Origin of the sequence: Peribacillus sp. NJ11, from assembly GCF_030348405.1 — a bacterium.
Lineage (GTDB): Bacteria > Bacillota > Bacilli > Bacillales > DSM-1321 > Peribacillus.
Genome location: NZ_JAUCFO010000001.1, coordinates 4,977,458 through 4,996,378, shown reverse-complemented (window position 1 = coordinate 4,996,378; position 18,921 = coordinate 4,977,458). Strand labels below are relative to the sequence as shown.

18 protein-coding genes are annotated in these 18,921 nt (G+C 42.8%); 17 read left to right on the top strand and 1 reads right to left on the bottom strand.

Annotated elements, in window-relative coordinates:
* Positions 1–3 precede the first annotated feature (3 nt).
* The 11 genes from priA to spoVM all read left to right on the top strand — a co-directional run bounded on the left by priA (position 4) and on the right by spoVM (position 11,688).
* A complete protein-coding gene (priA, locus tag QUF86_RS24380; protein WP_289317203.1) occupies positions 4–2,415 on the top strand; it encodes a primosomal protein N' in 2,412 nt (803 codons plus the stop codon).
* A gap of 95 nt (positions 2,416–2,510) precedes the next feature.
* The gene (def, locus tag QUF86_RS24375) at positions 2,511–2,996 is read left to right on the top strand and encodes a peptide deformylase (protein ID WP_289317202.1); all 486 of its coding nucleotides are present in this window, start codon (positions 2,511–2,513) and stop codon (positions 2,994–2,996) included.
* Positions 2,993–3,952, top strand: coding sequence for a methionyl-tRNA formyltransferase (gene fmt / locus QUF86_RS24370; protein ID WP_289335951.1), 960 nt, complete (start codon positions 2,993–2,995; stop codon positions 3,950–3,952). Before def ends, fmt begins: the two co-directional genes overlap by 4 nt.
* Positions 3,939–5,291 (top strand): 16S rRNA (cytosine(967)-C(5))-methyltransferase RsmB, encoded by a 1,353-nt coding sequence (gene rsmB, locus QUF86_RS24365; protein ID WP_289335950.1) that lies wholly within the window; start codon positions 3,939–3,941, stop codon positions 5,289–5,291. The genes fmt and rsmB overlap by 14 nt, the downstream gene beginning before the upstream one ends.
* Complete coding sequence (gene rlmN / locus QUF86_RS24360; protein WP_289317199.1) at positions 5,291–6,385, top strand: dual-specificity RNA methyltransferase RlmN; 1,095 nt, start codon at positions 5,291–5,293, stop codon at positions 6,383–6,385. Before rsmB ends, rlmN begins: the two co-directional genes overlap by 1 nt.
* 4 nt (positions 6,386–6,389) lie before the next feature.
* The gene (locus tag QUF86_RS24355) at positions 6,390–7,139 is read left to right on the top strand and encodes a Stp1/IreP family PP2C-type Ser/Thr phosphatase (protein ID WP_289317198.1); all 750 of its coding nucleotides are present in this window, start codon (positions 6,390–6,392) and stop codon (positions 7,137–7,139) included.
* 5 nt (positions 7,140–7,144) lie between these two features.
* Entirely contained in the window at positions 7,145–9,175 is a 2,031-nt protein-coding gene (gene pknB / locus QUF86_RS24350) for a Stk1 family PASTA domain-containing Ser/Thr kinase (RefSeq protein ID WP_289317197.1), read from the top strand.
* Positions 9,176–9,198: 23 nt separating this feature from the next.
* Positions 9,199–10,080, top strand: a complete 882-nt coding sequence (rsgA, locus tag QUF86_RS24345) for a ribosome small subunit-dependent GTPase A (protein ID WP_289317196.1) — start codon at positions 9,199–9,201, stop codon at positions 10,078–10,080.
* 1 nt (position 10,081) lies between these two features.
* Complete coding sequence (gene rpe / locus QUF86_RS24340) at positions 10,082–10,729, top strand: ribulose-phosphate 3-epimerase (protein ID WP_289317195.1); 648 nt, start codon at positions 10,082–10,084, stop codon at positions 10,727–10,729.
* A gap of 102 nt (positions 10,730–10,831) precedes the next feature.
* Complete coding sequence (locus tag QUF86_RS24335; protein ID WP_289317194.1) at positions 10,832–11,485, top strand: thiamine diphosphokinase; 654 nt, start codon at positions 10,832–10,834, stop codon at positions 11,483–11,485.
* A 122-nt stretch (positions 11,486–11,607) separates the two neighbouring features.
* On the top strand, positions 11,608–11,688 hold the full coding sequence (spoVM, locus tag QUF86_RS24330) for a stage V sporulation protein SpoVM (protein WP_034313769.1): 81 nt from the start codon (positions 11,608–11,610) through the stop codon (positions 11,686–11,688).
* 205 nt (positions 11,689–11,893) lie between these two features.
* Here the strand turns inward: spoVM and rpmB are convergent, their stop codons facing one another.
* A complete protein-coding gene (gene rpmB, locus QUF86_RS24325) occupies positions 11,894–12,082 on the bottom strand; it encodes a 50S ribosomal protein L28 (protein ID WP_034313767.1) in 189 nt (62 codons plus the stop codon).
* 253 nt (positions 12,083–12,335) lie between these two features.
* Between rpmB and QUF86_RS24320 the strand changes: the two genes are divergently transcribed.
* The 6 genes from QUF86_RS24320 (at position 12,336) to fapR (ending at position 18,919) form a co-directional block, all read left to right on the top strand.
* Positions 12,336–12,698: an Asp23/Gls24 family envelope stress response protein gene (locus QUF86_RS24320; RefSeq protein ID WP_289324360.1), complete on the top strand. Its 363-nt coding sequence runs from the start codon at positions 12,336–12,338 to the stop codon at positions 12,696–12,698.
* 18 nt (positions 12,699–12,716) lie between these two features.
* Positions 12,717–14,387 carry a DAK2 domain-containing protein gene (locus tag QUF86_RS24315; RefSeq protein ID WP_289335949.1) on the top strand — a complete coding sequence of 557 codons (1,671 nt, stop codon included), beginning with the start codon at positions 12,717–12,719 and terminating at the stop codon, positions 14,385–14,387.
* 223 nt (positions 14,388–14,610) lie between these two features.
* A complete protein-coding gene (gene sdaAB / locus QUF86_RS24310) occupies positions 14,611–15,273 on the top strand; it encodes an L-serine ammonia-lyase, iron-sulfur-dependent subunit beta (RefSeq protein ID WP_289317191.1) in 663 nt (220 codons plus the stop codon).
* A 37-nt stretch (positions 15,274–15,310) separates the two neighbouring features.
* Entirely contained in the window at positions 15,311–16,195 is an 885-nt protein-coding gene (gene sdaAA / locus QUF86_RS24305) for an L-serine ammonia-lyase, iron-sulfur-dependent, subunit alpha (RefSeq protein WP_289317190.1), read from the top strand.
* The gene (gene recG / locus QUF86_RS24300; RefSeq protein WP_289317189.1) at positions 16,192–18,243 is read left to right on the top strand and encodes an ATP-dependent DNA helicase RecG; all 2,052 of its coding nucleotides are present in this window, start codon (positions 16,192–16,194) and stop codon (positions 18,241–18,243) included. The genes sdaAA and recG overlap by 4 nt, the downstream gene beginning before the upstream one ends.
* Before the next feature lie 118 nt (positions 18,244–18,361).
* Entirely contained in the window at positions 18,362–18,919 is a 558-nt protein-coding gene (fapR, locus tag QUF86_RS24295) for a transcription factor FapR (RefSeq protein WP_289317188.1), read from the top strand.
* The last annotated feature ends 2 nt before the right edge of the window (positions 18,920–18,921 follow it).

Here is an 18,921-nt window from a genome sequence, read left to right as displayed (position 1 = left end):
CTTATGGATATTGCATCCGTCATCGTGGATGTACCTGCTAAACAAACGGATCGAGAATTTGACTATCGCATACCTGAAAAGTGGAACCAAGTCATTAAGCCCGGCATGCGAGTCATCGTGCCATTCGGTCCAAGAATGGTGCAGGGATTCATCACCGGTTTAAAAGCTGAAAGCGACTTTGCGAAATTACGCTATATAAAAGAACCAATGGATTTGGAGCCCATCCTTAATGATGAATTACTTAAGCTTGGTGACTGGTTGACCAAAGAGGCCATGTGTTTTAAAATTTCAGCGCTTCAGGCCATGCTTCCGGCAGCGATGAAAGCGAAGTATGAAAAAGTGATCAATGTCATAGAAGATAAAAAGAATCAGCTCCCGCCCTTCATTCAAAATCTTTTCGGAAAGAACGATTCAATATCTTGGAAAGAAGTGATTGAAGGGGAGAATGCCTCCCTTTTTCAAAAGGAAATACAAAATGGCAATCTAGAGCTCGTGTATAATGTGAAAAACCGTCTTAACAAGAAGACCGTCCGTGTCATTAAATCTTTGCTTTCCTCTAAGGAACTGACAGAAATGGCGTCGTCCATTTCCAGCCATGCAAAAAAACAGCAGGAACTCCTTCAATACTTTATAGAACATCAAGAGCCCGTTCCGTTAAAAGAATTGCTTGAATTGATCAATACTTCAAGCGGTACGGTCAAAGCCCTAGTGTCAAAAGGGGCCTTGGCGGAAATGGATCAGGAAATATACCGTGACCCTTATGAGAACCGTGTGTTCGAAAAATCCAATCCCTTTACTTTAACGGATGAACAAGGGGCTGCCTTGAAGCCCATCCATGAGAAAATACATCATGATGAACATGATGTTTTCCTTTTATATGGTGTAACCGGCAGCGGGAAGACGGAAGTGTATCTGCAGGCAATTGCCTCTGTCATTGAAAAAGGGAAGGAAGCCATCATGCTGGTACCTGAAATCTCCTTGACGCCACAAACGGTGAAGAGGTTCAAGGAACGATTCGGGGAGCAGGTTGCTGTCATGCATAGCGGTTTATCCGTAGGTGAAAAATATGATGAATGGCGGAAAATTCACCGTAAAGAGGTAAAAGTGGTGGTGGGTGCACGTTCAGCCGTATTCGCTCCGTTTGAAAACCTGGGACTGGTCATCATTGATGAAGAGCACGAATCCAGTTATAAGCAAGAAGAAACGCCAAGGTACCATGCCAGGGACGTTGCAATTGAAAGAGCAAAATCATATAAGTGTCCGGTTATACTTGGTAGCGCCACTCCGACACTTGAATCTTTTGCGCGAGCCAAGAAAAACGTTTATAAATTACTGACCCTTAGCCAGAGGATGAATAAAAATGCATTGCCAGCAGTCGATATTGTAGATATGAGGGAAGAACTAAGAACCGGGAATCGTTCCATGTTTTCGGAGCTGCTCTTCACCAAGCTGACAGACCGGCTTGAGAAGGGGGAGCAAACCGTCTTGATGCTAAATAAACGGGGACATTCTTCCTTTGTGATGTGTCGAAGCTGTGGATTGGTCATCAACTGCCCTAATTGTGACATTTCACTCACCTATCATCGCTTTAATGATATAATGAAATGCCATTATTGTGGATTTGAAGAGGGAATGCCTTCCGTTTGCCCAGAATGCGAAAGTGAACATATAAGGTTCTTCGGTACAGGCACTCAAAAGGTTGAAGAAGAGCTTGCGAAAATCCTCCCTGATGCACGGGTAATACGAATGGATGTCGACACGACGAGTAAGAAGGGTTCACATGAGCGGTTGCTGAATGCCTTTGGTGAAGGGAAGGCCGATATATTGCTAGGCACTCAAATGATTGCCAAGGGCCTTGATTTTCCTAATATCACACTTGTTGGAGTCCTTTCAGCGGATACGATGCTCCATCTGCCTGATTTTCGTTCTTCGGAAAAGACATTCCAGCTGCTGACACAGGTCAGCGGAAGGGCAGGACGTCATCAGCTTCCGGGAGAAGTGGTCATCCAAACCTATACGCCTGAGCACTACAGCATCGAGCTTTCTGCCTTGCAGGATTATGATGCTTTTTATGAACGGGAGATGCATCTGCGCAGGCAAAGTCATTACCCTCCATATTATTACGTTGTCCTTATAACCGTTTCACATGAAGACTTAATGAAGACGGTGAGTGTCACTGAAAAAATCACCAATTATTTAGGCTCACGATTGAATCGGGATTCTATCGTTCTCGGTCCGGTTGCTTCACCCATTAGTCGAATCAACAATAGATATCGTTATCAATGTCTGATAAAATACAGACGAGAGCCGGACCTTAATCAGCATTTACGTACACTTTTAGAGCATTATCAAAAAGAAACGGCTCAAAATCATCTGCAGATTTCAATAGATTTAAATCCACAGATCATGATGTAATTGTTTAAGCGATGGATGATTACCGCGAGCTGTTCAAGCTTGCGTTTTTATATAATGAAGTGTTGTTTTTCATATCTAGGAGGTTACCTTTAATTTTGGCTATTTTACCGATTGTCTTGTTTCCTGAAAAAATTTTACAACAAAAATGCGATAAAATAACAAGTTTTGATAAGAAATTGGCAAAGCTGTTAAATAACATGTACGAAACGATGGTGGAGGCGGATGGCGTTGGGCTTGCAGCACCTCAGGTTGGCGTGAAAAAGCAAGTGGCCGTCGTCGAAATAGAGGAAGGATCAGGTGCAATCGAACTGATTAATCCAGAAGTGCTGGAAGTGGAAGGCGAACAGACGGGTGTTGAAGGATGCTTGAGCTTCCCGAGTTTATATGGTGAAGTATCGCGGCCATACCGCGTCAAAGTCCGTGCGCAAGACCGAAAAGGATCTTTTTTCGAAATAGAAGCGGAAGATTTCCTCGCAAGGGCCCTTCAGCACGAAATCGATCATTTGCAAGGAGTTTTATTCACAAGTAAGGTTTCCCGCTATATTTCGGAAGAAGAGTTAGAAAGGTTTGAAGAAGAATGACAAAAATCATCTTTATGGGAACACCGGACTTTTCAGTGCCGGTATTGAAAAGAATCATTGATGAAGGGTATGACGTGATTGCTGTCGTCACACAGCCCGATCGTCCAGTTGGCCGCAAAAAGGTGCTAACGCCGCCGCCAGTTAAGGTCGAAGCCGAAAAGCAGGGGATTCCCGTTTATCAGCCCGAAAAAATCCGTGAAAAAGAAGAGCTTGAAAAGATCATTGCATTGAATCCTGATTTAGTGGTGACGGCGGCTTTCGGGCAAATCCTTCCGAATGAATTGTTGGATGCACCTAAGTACGGATGCATTAATGTACATGCCTCCCTTCTTCCTGAACTGCGTGGAGGGGCGCCCATCCATTATTCCATTTTACAGGGGAAAGAAAAAACTGGAATAACCATCATGTATATGGCGGAGAAATTGGATGCCGGGGATATATTGACTCAGGCCGAAGTTGCCATAGGGGAAGAAGATAATGTCGGTACACTGCATGATAAATTGAGCAAGGTAGGGTCCGACTTACTTGCAGAGACATTGCCGAAACTTTTAAATCAGGAGTTACAGGCGATCAAGCAAGATGAGGATCAAGCGACTTTTGCGCCTAACATTAAACGGTCGGAGGAAAAAATCGACTGGTCGAAATCAGGAGAAGACATCTATAACCATGTACGTGGCCTGAATCCTTGGCCTGTTGCGTATACAACCTTGGACGGATCCATTTTAAAAATTTGGCAGGCAAAGAAACTGGAAGATGGCAATCTGTCCGTACCGGGCACGATAATTGATGTGCAAAATGATGGTTTCATCGTTTCGACAGGTAATGAGACGGCTATACTAGTTACTGAACTGCAGCCTTCGGGAAAGAAAAAAATGCCGGCGAAAGATTACTTGCGCGGAGCCGGGTCGTTCATTAAAGCAGGCATGAAGTTAGGAGAACAGAATGAAGCAAACTAAAAAGGGAGTACGTGAAATCGCTCTCGATATTTTGGAATCTGTAGAGAAAAACCAATCCTACAGTAACCTATTACTGAACAACTTGATTAACAAGCACCAGTTATCCGGTGTGGACAGCGGTTTACTTACAGAAATAAGCTACGGTACCATACAGCGGAAGATGACTTTGGATTACTATTTGAACCCGTATATTAAACAACCTAAAAAAACGCAAAGCTGGGTAATCAATTTACTTAGACTTTCCATTTATCAAATGGTCTATTTAGATAAAGTGCCAGATCATGCAATCATTTTCGAGGCTGTTGAAATTTCCAAAAAGCGTGGACATAAGGGTACATCTTCAATGGTCAATGGCGTGCTTCGTAATATTCAAAGAAATGGTGTTCCTTCCTTTGATGATATCAAAGATGATCTGGAACGGCTTTCCATCGAAGTAAGTCATCCAATTTGGTTGGTCAAGCGTTGGGTAGAGCAATTTGGTTATGAAAAAACCAAGGAAATGTGTGAAATCAACTTAACTGCACCATTACAGACGGGACGGGTAAATTTAAAGAAGATTTCACGCAGTGAAATAATCAGCATATTAACGGAAGAAGGATATGATGTTGAAGCGAGTGAAGTCGTTCCCGAAGCAATCGTCAGCTATAAAGGCAATCTTGCTCATTCAGAAAGCTATAAATTGGGATATTTATCGATTCAGGATGAAAGTTCGATGCTTGTCGCCCATGCATTAGGTGCAAATGAAAATGATGCTGTACTCGATTGCTGTGCTGCACCCGGAGGGAAAACGACACATATCGCAGAAGGCTTGACCACTGGACAAGTATATGCACTTGACCTTCATGAACATAAGGTCAAGCTCATTAAAGAGCAGGCGGAGCGTCTGAAACTCAGAAACAATATTAAGACAATGGCCCTCGATAGCAGAAAAGTGCAAGAACACTTTAATAAGGAAGGGTTTGACAGGGTCCTGATCGATGCACCATGTTCCGGATTGGGAGTCATGCGCCGGAAGCCTGATGTTAAGTATACAAAAACAAAAGATGATATAATGAAACTCTCAAGCATACAAAAACAATTATTGGAAGCGGCTGCCCCGCTCGTAAAGCAAGGCGGACGGTTAGTATATAGTACCTGTACGGTGGATAAAGAAGAAAATGACCAAGTCGCTGCAGCATTTTTGGAAAGCCATCCTGATTTTGAAAGCGATGCAACCTTGTCTACAAGAATGCCTGAAAGCGTTCAGCCATTTATCGAGGGTCATACGCTGCAAGTTTTTCCGCAATATTTTAGCAGTGACGGATTCTTTATTGCGAGTTTTAGAAAGAAGGTGCTGTAATGGCAGAAATCACTAAATCATCAAGAGTAAAAAAAGACACAACACCAGAAAAACCATCGATCTATTCATTGGAGCTACACCAAATTAAAGAATGGCTCATTGAAAATGGCGAGAAGGCATTCCGGGCCGATCAAGTATATGACTGGCTTTATAAAAAGCGTGTTTCCAGTTTTGAAGATATGTCCAACCTTTCGAAATCTTTACGGGATAAGCTGGAATCACAATTCACCTTCACTACATTGAAAACTTTGATTCAGCAAACGTCCAATGACGGAACCATGAAGTTTTTATTTGAACTCCATGATGGGTATTCGATTGAAACGGTGCTGATGCGCCATGAATACGGAAACTCCATTTGTGTGACGACACAGGTAGGCTGCAGAATTGGCTGTACATTCTGTGCGTCAACACTTGGCGGATTAAAGCGAAATCTTGAATCGGGGGAAATTGTTGCCCAGGTCGTTAAAGTTCAGCAAGCACTTGACGAAGTGGAAGAACGTGTTAGTTCTGTCGTTATCATGGGAATCGGTGAACCGTTCGATAACTACGATAATATGATGTCATTCTTAAAGAATATAAATCATGAAAAGGGCTTGAACATTGGGGCACGTCATATTACGGTTTCCACAAGTGGAATCATTCCTAAAATCTATAAGTTTGCAGAAGAAAGCATGCAAATCAACTTTGCTGTTTCCCTTCATGCACCGAACACGGAATTGAGAAGTAAATTGATGCCAATCAACAAGGCCTACAAACTGCCAGACCTGATTGAAGCCATCAAATACTATACAGAAAAAACAGGGCGCCGTGTAAGTTTTGAATATGGTCTATTCGGCGGCGAAAATGATACAGTGGAACACGCCGAAGAATTAGCGGATTTGATAACCGGGATAAAATGCCATGTCAACTTAATACCGGTTAACTATGTACCTGAACGCAACTATGTACGTACACCTCGTGACCAAATTTTTGAGTTTGAAAAAACATTGAAAAAGCGCGGCATTAATGTAACGATCCGTAGGGAACAAGGCAGTGATATTGACGCAGCCTGCGGCCAGCTTCGGGCCAAGGAGCGCAAAGAAGAGACGAGGTGATCCTATGAGGGCAATATTTAAAACAGACCGTGGAAAAGTCCGCCAGCATAATGAAGATAATGGCGGAATTTTTAAGAACTCGGAAGGCGTTCGCCTTGCCATCGTTGCAGATGGCATGGGCGGCCACCGTGCCGGGGATGTAGCCAGTGCAATGACGATAGACCTTTTGAAAAAGAGCTGGGAAGTGTCCCGCGGGATCGATACGGCAAATGATGCCGAGGATTGGCTAAAACAGCAAATCTTCTTGGTCAATCAGTTGCTTTTTGAACATGCCGAAGCGAATACGGAATGTAAGGGCATGGGGACCACGATTGTTGCTGCCATTTGCACCGATAAGTTTGCTACCATTGCCAACATCGGGGACAGCCGATGTTATTTGTATAATGAGAGCGGTTTTAAGCAGGTCACGGAAGATCATTCACTTGTTAATGAATTGGTCCGTTCTGGGCAGATTTCGAAGGAAGATGCTGAGAACCACCCACGAAAAAATGTTTTATTACGAGCCTTGGGGACAGAAATGCAAGTTGAAATGGACATTACGACGGTCATCTTCGAAGAAAATGATTTACTATTGCTTTGTTCGGATGGTTTGACGAATAAAGTGAATGAACAGGAACTTGAAGAAACGGTAACCAATGGGCAGCCACTTGAAGAAAAGGCAATTTCATTAATAGATAAGGCCAATCACTACGGTGGGGAAGATAATATCACCCTTGTGCTTGTTCAATTTACTGAAGAAAGTGAAAGCAGGTGAATTGAATGTTGATTGGTAGAAGAATCAACGGACGTTATAAACTGATCCAGATGGTCGGTGGCGGCGGTATGGCGAATGTTTACCTTGCAAGGGATATGATTTTAGATAGGGATGTTGCACTGAAAATCCTTCGCATGGACTTTAATAATGACGAAGAGTTCATCAAGCGCTTTAATCGGGAAGCTCAATCGGCAACCAGTTTGGCCCATCCCAATATCGTAAGTATTTATGATGTGGGTGAAGAAGATTCCATCTATTATATTGTAATGGAATACGTGGACGGTTTTACACTTAAGCAATACATACAAAAATATTTTCCAATTCCAGTTGATGAAGCATTGGATATCATGAAGCAAATCACGGCAGCAATTTCTCATGCCCATCATAATGGGATCATCCATCGTGACATCAAGCCACAGAACATTCTGATTGATAAAGAAGGAACCGTCAAGATTACAGACTTTGGAATTGCACTGGCCCTAAGTGCAACGAACATAACTCAGACTAATGCAGTCCTAGGGTCAGTTCATTATTTATCTCCGGAACAGGCCAGAGGCGGGATGGCCAATAAGAAATCGGACATTTATTCACTTGGCATTGTAATGTTTGAATTGCTGACGGGGAGATTGCCTTTTTCGGGTGAATCAGCCGTTTCGATAGCTCTTAAACATTTACAATCGGAAACTCCTTCGCCAAAACGCTGGAACCCTGAAATACCTCAGAGTGTGGAAAATATTATCTTGAAAGCGACAGCCAAAGATTCATATTACCGCTACGAGAGCGTAGACTCAATGGAAGATGACATGCGGACGTCACTTAATCCTGAGCGTTCGAATGAACTACCTTTTGCGATTCCTGAAGATCATGATGCAACAAAAGCCATCCCCGTCATCACGGATGATCAGCTTTCAAGCATCGATGAGACAATCATAAGGGGTCCTGAAAAAAATACTTTAGTCTATTCGGATGATGGGGAAAGTGAATCAGAAGTAGAGAGTAAATCGAAAAAGAAACAGAAGAAACAGAAGAAACAGAAAAAACAAAAAACGAAGTCGAAACAAAAAGATAAAGAACGAAAGAAAATGCCTGCCATTTTGGTGACCACCTTTTTAGTTCTGGCCCTGATTGCTGGTACATCTCTTTTATTACCATCTTTGTTTGTTTCCAAGGAAGTGACGATCCCTGACCTTAAAGGGAAAGAATTGGATGATGCCATTACTGAATTGCTTGAATTGGATTTGGTCATCGGAGACACGATTGAGATTGAAGATGAAGAGGTTGAAGCGAGCCTTGTGATCAAAACCAATCCAAAAGAAGGTAAGACGGTCAAGGCAGGCGCAGAAATCGATATTTATCAAAGCATTGGTAAAGAAACGATTTCATTGTCCAGCTATGAAGGACGGGATTACTCAGATGTTAAATCACTGCTTGATAAAATGGGTTTCAAAAACATAAGCGTGACCGAAAAATATGATGACAGTGCTGCCGGTACGATCATAGAACAAACGCCTTCTGGTGCCACTGAAATCGTACCATCCGAAACGGAGCTTGAGCTAACGGTAAGTAAAGGGGAAGACCTATTGAGCTTGAAGAACTTAACAGGGTTCAATGAAGCTGGCCTTAATGATTATTCCAGTGAAAGTGGAATAAAGATCGATGTGGAAGAAGAAGTTTACGATGATTCCGTTGCAGAGGGGCTTGTCATTTCCCAGTCTCCAGAACCTACTACGAAGGTGGAAAAGGGCAGTACGGTGAAAGTGGTCATTTCGAAAGGGAAAGAAGAGATTCCTCCTAAGAACGTGACGGAGGAAATCAAAATCGAGTATGATCCGGTTGAACCAGGCAAAGCGCAAAAGATCCAAATCTTCATAGAGGATATCAAGAATAGCATGACGGAGCCTAAAGAATCATTCTTTATCGTGGAGGATGCCAAGCGAACGATCGAATTAACGGTTTCCCCAGATAAGAAAGCAGGATATAAAGTCATGCGTGACAATCAGGTCATCATCGACCAAGCCGTCTCTTATCCAGAATAAATTTAATAATTAGGAGTGTGGTTATGCCCGAAGGAAAAATTATCAAAGCATTAAGTGGATTTTATTATGTCCTTGAAGGTGAAGAAGTCTATCAATGCCGCGGACGGGGAGTATTCAGGAAAAATAAGGTGACGCCACTTGTAGGTGATTATGTTGTTTTTCAAGCGGAAAATAAAACGGATGGGACCGTGACCGAAATAAAACCGCGAAAGAATGAATTGATCCGGCCACAAATTTCAAATGTAGACCAAGCCATCCTAGTCTTTTCGGCAGTGGAACCTGATTTCAGTCCAGCCTTGCTTGATCGATTTCTCGTACTTATCGAAGATAACGAAATCGAACCCATTATCGTCGTGACTAAACTTGACTTGGTTACTTCTGAAAACCAAAAGAAACTGTCTCAGTATATCAAGGACTATCAGAAACTTGGCTATACTGTACTGGAGACATCATCAGTTACCGCTGGGGGCATTGAAGAACTAGTGCCGTATTTAGAAGGGAAAACGAGTGTATTTGCTGGTCAGTCAGGTGTTGGGAAATCGTCCTTGCTGAATGCGATCAATCCTGAATTGGCTTTAAAGACGGATGATATTTCGTCACACCTAGGACGTGGGAAGCATACGACACGCCACGTTGAATTGATTCATATTGGCTCTGGGCTTGTCGCGGATACACCAGGATTCAGTTCACTTGAATTCATGGAAATGGAAGCTGAACGGTTATCCTATTGCTTCCCGGAAATGCATAAGCATGGGGAAGACTGTAAATTCCGGGCCTGCCTGCATGATAAAGAACCGAAGTGTGCTGTGAAGGAAGCGGTTGAGACAGGGGAAATTCCACATTATCGATATGAACACTATATGCAATTCTTAGAAGAAATTAGAGATAGAAAGCCGAGGTATTAAAATGGTTAAAATCGCACCATCCATTTTATCAGCTAACTTTGCAAAATTGGGAGAAGAAATCATTGATGTTGAAAGGGGCGGAGCGGATTTAATCCATGTAGATGTCATGGATGGGCATTTCGTGCCGAATATTACGATAGGCTCCCTGATTGTCGACGCTATCCGGCCGGTGACAAAGCTTCCGCTGGATGTTCACTTAATGATCGAACAACCTGATCGTTATATCGAGGCGTTTGCGAAAGCTGGAGCTGATTATATAACTGTACATGTAGAGGCATGCACTCATTTGCATCGGACGATCCAATTGATTAAATCTTTTGGTGTAAGGGCTGGCGTGGTGCTTAACCCAGCCACCCCAGCTTCCTTGATCCAACCAATAATCGAAGATATTGACATGGTATTACTGATGACGGTTAACCCAGGTTTTGGCGGGCAAAAGTTCATTTCATCCGTACTGCCCAAAATTGCTGAAGTGAAGGCGATGGCAGAAATGCATAACCAAAATCTAGAAATAGAGATTGATGGTGGAGTAAATGAAGAAACGGCTAAACTATGTATTGAACAAGGGGCGACAATCCTAGTGGCCGGCTCGGCAATATATAATCAAGAAGATCGACACGCAGCGATTCAAAAGATTCGGGGAAAGTGATATAAAGCCGACACTATCGTATTCAAATGATAGTGATCGGCTTTTTTTATCAATTATACAAAACATCTTGGATATGAATATACATAGAAAAGGATGATTACGATGATTATTAGTATAATGGCTGGAGGTCCGGAATGTTTTTGGCCGGATTTAACAAGGTATATAGAGATGACTGATCTATGGGTCGGGGTTGACAGGGGAGTATGGGCATTGCTTGAAGAAGGTATCGAACCTAAGTGCGGATTTGGAGATTTTGATTCAGTTTCGGAAGGTGAATACAAGAAAATCGAGCAAAGGCTGGAACAGATCAATCTATATTCATCGGAAAAGGATGAAACGGATTTAGAAATCGCATTTAAATGGGCAATAGGGAAAAAACCAAGTGAAATTCACATATTGGGCGCTACAGGAGGAAGAATGGACCATTTTCTTGGTAATATCCAGCTGCTCCAAAAAGAAAGTGTCCTCCCTTATCACGGTGACATTGATATATACATAGTTGATAAGCAAAATATATTCACAGTAAAAACAGCGGGGTCATATGAAGTCACTGCTTTGCAAGATAAGAAATACCTGTCATTGCTCCCTGTAACGGCAGAAGTCACCGGCATTACACTTTCGGGTTTCAAATACCCTCTGAGTGATGCAAGCTTGGAAATAGGTTCGACGCTTTGCATCAGCAATGAACTAATTTCCGAATCTGGGAATGTTTCATTTGAGAAAGGCATATTAATGGTGATAAGAAGCAGTGATTAAAATTCATGCTTAGAGCAGATTCGGATATAATTACGATCATCCTATATCCGCTTAAAAGCTTATGTTGTAATAGAAAAATTCCACTTCATCTTTATTTGTGGGATGCAAAGAGGAGGGGCATGATGAAATTTTATACGATTAAATTGCCAAAAGTTCTGGGCAGTTTGGTAAGGGCTATGCTCGGAGCGTTTAAAAAAGGCTGATACTTATCTCCATGACACCTCTCAAATTCAGGGAGGTGTTATTTTTTTCGGGATTTCTGGGGGAATGATAGGGGTTGGCCATCCATTAATGGGAGATGACTTCTTTTCCTGATGCAGACTGAACCTTATCAACGAAATTAAAACCATCCCCATTAAAATGCAGGACATTACAAGTAAAAAGGCATCCTAAGAGGATGCCGTAACATTATACGCGTTCTACTTTGCCCGATTTAAGAGCTCTTGCAGAAACGTATACACGTTTAGGTTTACCGTCAACTAAAATACGTACTTTTTGAAGGTTAGCGCCCCATGTACGCTTGCTAGCGTTCATTGCGTGAGAGCGGCTGTTACCAGAACGAGTTCTTCTTCCAGTGATTACACATTTACGTGCCATGTTAAATTCCCTCCTAACTACAACAAGCTTAAGTTATTCGCAGTCGTCTTAAGTCTTTGTAAAATACTTTAATAATTTATCATACCTACCGATAGAATGCAATACTTCAGTTCATTACTTTCAAGAAAAAAACCTTGACATACCTACTTGGAAATTGAAATATATAAAGTGCCGTATGACATTTACTTTTAAAACCATGGACATTATAGTAAAATGTCTTTAGTTGACTTGATTTTTTGGGAGGGAAAAGAAAATGTCTATCGAATTACAAACGAAATATGGACAAATTGATATCTCTAATGATGTTGTCGCTACTGTAGCAGGCGGCGCAGCTGTGGATTGTTACGGAATTATAGGAATGGCTTCCAAAAAACAATTTAAAGACGGCATTGCCGAAATTTTAAGAAAAGAAAACTTTACTAAGGGTGTAATAGTCCGTCAAGAAGAGGAAGAAGTTCATATCGATATGTATATTATCGTAAGTTATGGAACAAAAATCTCGGAAGTTGCACATAATGTGCAATCAAAGGTAAAATACACTCTGGACAAAACTGTAGGATTAGCTGTTGATTCCGTTAACATTTTTGTACAGGGAGTTCGTGTGACGAACCCTTAGGTATAGGAGGAAAGTTTTGTGTCAATTACAAGTTTAAACGGAAAGCGCTTTGCAGAAATGATCATTCAAGGTGCCAACCATTTAGCGGCTAATGCCCAAATGGTTGATGCGTTGAATGTTTTCCCTGTTCCAGATGGAGATACTGGAACGAATATGAATTTATCGATGACTTCCGGAGCGAAGGAAGTGCAAAATAACGTCCAGGAGCATATCGGGAAAGTGGGTACATCCCTTTCAAGAGGACTGCTAATGGGTGCACGCGGCAATTCAGGTGTTATCCTTTCGCAACTTTTCCGCGGTTTTGCTAAAGCGATTGAACATAAATCGGAAATCAATAGTGAGGAATTTGCCCAAGCATTTGAAGCAGGGGTTCAGACAGCTTATAAAGCGGTAATGAAACCTGTTGAAGGAACCATTTTAACGGTTGCAAAAGATGCAGCCAAGCAAGCGGTTTCATCAGCATCAAATCACCAAGACCTTATTCAGGTAATGGAAGAAATCGTTACGGAAGCCAATGCTTCATTAAAACGCACTCCTGATCTACTTCCAGTCTTAAAAGAAGTGGGGGTCGTTGACAGCGGCGGGCAAGGGTTGGTGTTCGTTTATGAAGGTTTCCTTGCTGAGCTGAAAGGGGAAGCCCTTCCAGTCCGATCTGCAAATGGCCCAAGCATGGATGACATGATCAGTGCCGAACATCACATGAACGTACAAGGGCATATGAGCACGGAAGATATCGTATATGGTTACTGCACGGAATTCATGGTCCGATTGGAAAGTGAAAAACTTGCCAATAATTCGTTCGATGAAGAAAAATTCCGAAATGATTTAAGTGAATACGGAGATTCTTTATTAGTCATCTCAGATGATGAAGTCGTCAAAGTACATATTCACTCTGAACAGCCTGGCACGTGCCTGAATTATGGCCAGCAATACGGTAGTTTAATCAAACTGAAAATCGATAATATGCGTGAACAGCATACTGCGATCGTAGGTGAAACGAATACACCGCTTCAAACGAAACCGTCCAACAAAGAGAAGTATGGTGTAGTGTCCGTAGCGATGGGGGCTGGCATCAGCGAGTTATTCAAAAGCATCGGCGCTAAGTCCGTCATCGAAGGCGGACAAACGATGAATCCTAGCACAGAAGATATTGTTAAGGCTGTCGAAGAGGCATATGCGGATCATGTCATCATCTTGCCTAACAATAAAAATATCATCATGGCGGCCAATCAGGCTGCAGATGTACTTGGTGATCATGTGACTGTTATTCCAACGAAAACAGTACCACAGGGAATGGCGGCATTGTTGGCTTTCAACCCTTCACTTGATGCTGAAGAAAATAAAAAAGCGATGATCGAAGCCCTTTCACATGTGAAAACGGGCCAGATTACTTATGCTGTCAGGGATACCAACATTGACGGTCTTGCAATTGAGACCGGGGACTTCATGGGAATTGCTGAAGGAACCATCAAAGTGAAGGATAAAGACATGACTCAAGCGGCAAAAGACCTTCTCTCCGATATGATTGATGAAGATTCCGAAATCCTTACCATTTTATATGGAGAAGATGCAACAACAGAAGATGTAGAAGGTCTTGTTGCGTTTTGTAATGAGAATTTCGAGGACGTTGAAGTTGAAGTCCATAATGGGAAACAACCTTTATATTCTTTTATTTTTTCAATTGAATAAGTAGAGAATCATGAAGATAAGAGAGCTTTAATCGTCTCTTTGAAGGATCCAGAAAAAAATAAAAGGCAATAAACTGCATATGTCATTAGGCTATGCAGTTTTATTTTTTATGAAATGAAGGATTAGGGACAGCACGCTTGGAATTACAATAAATATGGCGTTATTATTAAACTAACTCCCAGTGTTTCCCTTGGGTTCAGTTCTAAAGAAGGAGGAGCAATTCATGAAATTTAGAAGTGTATTCGATATAATTGGTCCTGTTATGATTGGTCCCTCTAGTTCCCATACAGCAGGAGCTGCAAGAATCGGAAGGGTTGCCAGGAATTTATTCGACCGGGAACCAAAATGGGCCCATATTTCTTTTTACGGATCGTTTGCCAAAACCTATAAAGGCCATGGAACGGATGTAGCCATTGTAGGAGGCTTACTTGATTTTGATACATTTGATGAGAGAATTAAAGAATCGCTGGAAATAGCCCGCAAAAAGAAAATGAAAATTACTTTTCGCGAAGAAGAAGCCGTACCGGAACATCCCAATACAGCAAAAATAACGGTGGGCGATGATGATGGCGAACTGGAACTTGTCGGAATATCGATTGGCGGGGGAAAGATTGAAATCATCGAACTGAATGGGTTTAAATTGAGGCTATCAGGCCACAACCCTGCCATACTCGTCGTTCATGATGACCGATTTGGTGCTATCGCCAATGTTTCAAACATTTTAGCAAAGCATCAAATCAATATTGGCCAGATGGAAGTCTCCCGTAAGGAGAAAGGGAAGATGGCCTTGATGACCATTGAAGTGGACCATAACTTGGAGGACCACGTCATCGATGAAATTACAGCACTCCCCAACATCACCCAAGTTGCGAGGATTGTTGATTGATAGGGCAATCGTTTCCACTTAGGAAGGAGAAGATATCATGTTTCGGAATGTAGCGGAATTAATAGAATTAGCTGACTCAAAGCAGAAAAAAATATCAGAACTGATGATAGAACAGGAAATGGAAGTAACGGGAAAAAGCCGTGAACAAATCATCCATCAGATGGGGGTCAACCTGGATGTGATGGAGCAGGCTGTGGAAAAGGGACTCCAAGGTGTGCGATCTGTTTCCGGGCTGACGGGCGGGGACGCAGTCCTTCTTCAGAATTACATTAAATCTGGAAATTCCTTATCCGGTGAAATGCTGCTGGATGCTGTCAGCAAAGCCGTGGCAACAAACGAAGTGAACGCAGCCATGGGAACGATTTGTGCGACACCCACTGCCGGATCAGCGGGTGTTGTACCTGGAACCCTCTTTGCTTTGCAAAATAAATTAAAACCTAATCGGGAACAGAAAATTGAGTTCTTATTTACAGCAGGGGCATTTGGTTTCGTAGTAGCGAATAATGCTTCGATCTCTGGAGCTGCAGGGGGCTGTCAGGCGGAGGTCGGTTCTGCTTCGGGCATGGCAGCTGCAGCCATCGTTGAAATGGCAGGAGGGACACCGGCGCAAAGTGCAGAAGCAATGGCCATCACTTTAAAGAACATGCTTGGTCTTGTATGTGACCCTGTTGCTGGGCTTGTGGAAGTGCCTTGTGTGAAGCGGAATGCCATGGGGGCAGCTAATGCTATGGTTGCCGCAGATATGGCTTTAGCGGGGATTACAAGCCGCATACCGTGTGATGAAGTAATTGATGCGATGTACAAAATCGGGCTAACGATGCCATCTGCTCTAAGGGAAACTGCACAAGGAGGTTTAGCGGCTACACCGACTGGACGGGAGTTGGAAGCGAAAATCTTTGGCTTGCCGCTGAATAAGAAGTGAACTCCACTTTACAGGAACCCATAACGGCAGTTAAAGGCATTGGGGGAGAAACGGCAGCAGCTTTGGAGGAAATGGAGATCCATACCGTCGCGGATCTCCTTGAGCACCTTCCCTATCGCTATGAAGATTACCGTTTGAGGGATTTAGAAACGGTTGAGCATGATGAGAGGGTTACCGTAGAAGGAAAGATTCATACGGTGCCCACTTTAGGTTACTTTGGTAAGAAAAAATCCAGGCTTACTATTAAATTATTGACTGGGAGATATTTAATAAATGTCATTTTTTTTAACCAGCCATATCTGAAGCAAAAGCTTGCGATAGGCGAAAGCGTAACGGTAACTGGAAAATGGGATCGGCATCGCCAAACCATTACAGGATCTGAATGCCATGTTGGTGATCATAGCCGGGAGAAAGAGTTCGAACCTGTGTATTCGGTGAAGGGCAGCATTACTGTTAAAGGGCTGCGCCGCTTTATCTCCAATGCATTTTCCCAGTATGAGACATTGATCGAAGAAAATCTGCCCACACAATTGTTGGCGACATACAAACTGATGCCGCGTAACGATGCTCTTCGTACCATGCATTTCCCTCTATCGGCCAATGATGTGAAAAAGGCACGACGCCGTTTTGTGTATGAAGAATTTTTATTGTTTCAACTTAAAATGCAGGCGCTTCGTAAAGTGCAGCGAGAGCAGTCAAAAGGAATTGGCCAGGAGTTTGACGTGGAGCAAGTGGGAAAATTCGTTGAAACTCTTCCTTTTCCTTTAACGAATGCTCAAAATAGGGTTGTCGAGGAAATATTGAATGACATGAAATCTCCCTATCGGATGAATCGTCTACTTCAAGGGGATGTCGGGTCAGGAAAAACGGTGGTGGCCGCCATATGCCTGAAGGCGACGATTACAGCGGGTTTCCAAGGTGCTCTTATGGTCCCGACGGAAATCCTGGCTGAGCAGCATACACAATCCCTGAAAGCCATGTTGGAACCCAGTGGAGTAAAGGTCGCATTGTTGACTAGTTCGGTAAAAGGCAAGAAGCGCAAGGAACTATTGCAAATGCTGGAATCCGGGGAGCTCGACCTTTTAATAGGAACTCATGCATTGATACAGGATGAAGTGAATTTTCGGAACCTCGGTCTTGTCATTACGGATGAACAACATCGTTTCGGAGTGGAACAGCGTCGGATCCTTCGTGAAAAAGGTGCAAATCCAGATGTCCTGTTCATGACGGCAACACCGATTCCACGAACGCTCGCAATTACAGTATTTGGGGAAATGGACGTCTCCACGATAGACGAAATGCCGGCTGGTCGTAAAGCGATCGAAACCTATTGGGCGAAACACCAAATGCTTGATCGGATCTTGACTTTTGTCGAAAAGGAACTAAAGCAAGGGAGACAGGCCTACATCATCTGTCCATTGATTGAGGAGTCGGAGAAACTTGATTCTTTACAAAATGTTCTTGATGTTCATGCAATGCTTACACAGTACTTTGCGAACAGGTATAAAGTGGGACTTATGCATGGGCGTCTGCCAGCTGATGAAAAAGACGAAGTGATGCAGCAGTTTAGTGCAAATGAAGCACAAATCCTTGTCTCCACGACGGTTGTCGAAGTTGGGGTGAATGTTCCTAATGCAACGGTAATGGTCATTTATGATGCGGAGCGCTTTGGGCTTTCACAGTTGCATCAGTTACGGGGAAGGGTTGGACGGGGGAGTGATCAGTCCTTTTGCATCCTCCTGGCTGATCCGAAAACGGAAGTCGGCAAAGAACGGATGAAAATCATGACCGAGACAAACGATGGTTTTGCCCTTTCCGAGAAAGATTTGGAACTTCGGGGACCTGGGGACTTCTTCGGTAAAAAACAAAGCGGTCTTCCTGAGTTCAAGGTAGCGGACATGGTCCATGATTATAGGACCCTGGAAGTGGCAAGGATGGATGCAGCAAAATTGATTGCCTCACAAAGCTTTTGGCATTCCCCGGAGTATGCGCCGCTTAGGAACTATTTAGAGGGAACGGGCGTATTTACGGGAGAAAAACTAGACTGAACCGAGTGAAAATCCAATAACAGATTGTGAGATTTTCCACAATATCTTGCAATCTGTTTTCAAAATATATATACTACTATTAGTACCTAGTCATAATACTACGGATGGTGACCTTCAAATGCGAAGAAATAAGAAGGAACGCCAGCAATTATTAATCGAAACGATTAAACAGAATCCTTTTGTAACGGATGAGGAGCTGGCTGAAAAATATTCGGTGAGCGTCCAGACTATTAGGCTTGACCGTCTTGAATTATCGATACCGGAACTGCGTGAACGTATTAAAAACGTGGCCGAGAAGAAATTCAGTGACGAAATCAGGGCATTGCCTTTGGATGAAATCATCGGGGAAGTAATTGATCTTAATTTAGATGACAATGCAATTTCGATTTTGGATATAAATAAAGAGCATGTCTTTAAGCGGAATGGGATTGCAAGGGGACATCACCTTTTTGCCCAAGCAAATTCATTAGCTGTAGCGGTCATAAATGATGAACTGGCATTAACTGCAAAAGCATCCATTTTATTTACTCGTTCTGTAAAGGAAAATGAAAGAGTGGTAGCTAAAGCGAAGGTTAAAAACGTGGACCACACCAACGATCGCTCCGTGGTGGAGGTCAGAAGCTACGTGGGTAATGAACTGGTTTTTAAAGGCGAGTTCGAAATGTATCGCTCTTAACT

Coding starts and splice junctions, on each gene's coding strand:
- fmt (WP_289335951.1), top strand. CDS start 2,993: ATGACAAAAATCATCTTTATGGGAACACCGGACTTTTCAGTGCCGGTA.
- priA (WP_289317203.1), top strand. CDS start 4: ATGGATATTGCATCCGTCATCGTGGATGTACCTGCTAAACAAACGGAT.
- rsmB (WP_289335950.1), top strand. CDS start 3,939: ATGAAGCAAACTAAAAAGGGAGTACGTGAAATCGCTCTCGATATTTTG.
- spoVM (WP_034313769.1), top strand. CDS start 11,608: ATGAAATTTTATACGATTAAATTGCCAAAAGTTCTGGGCAGTTTGGTA.
- rsgA (WP_289317196.1), top strand. CDS start 9,199: ATGCCCGAAGGAAAAATTATCAAAGCATTAAGTGGATTTTATTATGTC.
- sdaAA (WP_289317190.1), top strand. CDS start 15,311: ATGTTTCGGAATGTAGCGGAATTAATAGAATTAGCTGACTCAAAGCAG.
- rpe (WP_289317195.1), top strand. CDS start 10,082: ATGGTTAAAATCGCACCATCCATTTTATCAGCTAACTTTGCAAAATTG.
- rpmB (WP_034313767.1), bottom strand. CDS start 12,082: ATGGCACGTAAATGTGTAATCACTGGAAGAAGAACTCGTTCTGGTAAC.
- QUF86_RS24355 (WP_289317198.1), top strand. CDS start 6,390: ATGAGGGCAATATTTAAAACAGACCGTGGAAAAGTCCGCCAGCATAAT.
- rlmN (WP_289317199.1), top strand. CDS start 5,291: ATGGCAGAAATCACTAAATCATCAAGAGTAAAAAAAGACACAACACCA.
- QUF86_RS24320 (WP_289324360.1), top strand. CDS start 12,336: ATGTCTATCGAATTACAAACGAAATATGGACAAATTGATATCTCTAAT.
- sdaAB (WP_289317191.1), top strand. CDS start 14,611: ATGAAATTTAGAAGTGTATTCGATATAATTGGTCCTGTTATGATTGGT.
- pknB (WP_289317197.1), top strand. CDS start 7,145: ATGTTGATTGGTAGAAGAATCAACGGACGTTATAAACTGATCCAGATG.
- QUF86_RS24335 (WP_289317194.1), top strand. CDS start 10,832: ATGATTATTAGTATAATGGCTGGAGGTCCGGAATGTTTTTGGCCGGAT.
- fapR (WP_289317188.1), top strand. CDS start 18,362: ATGCGAAGAAATAAGAAGGAACGCCAGCAATTATTAATCGAAACGATT.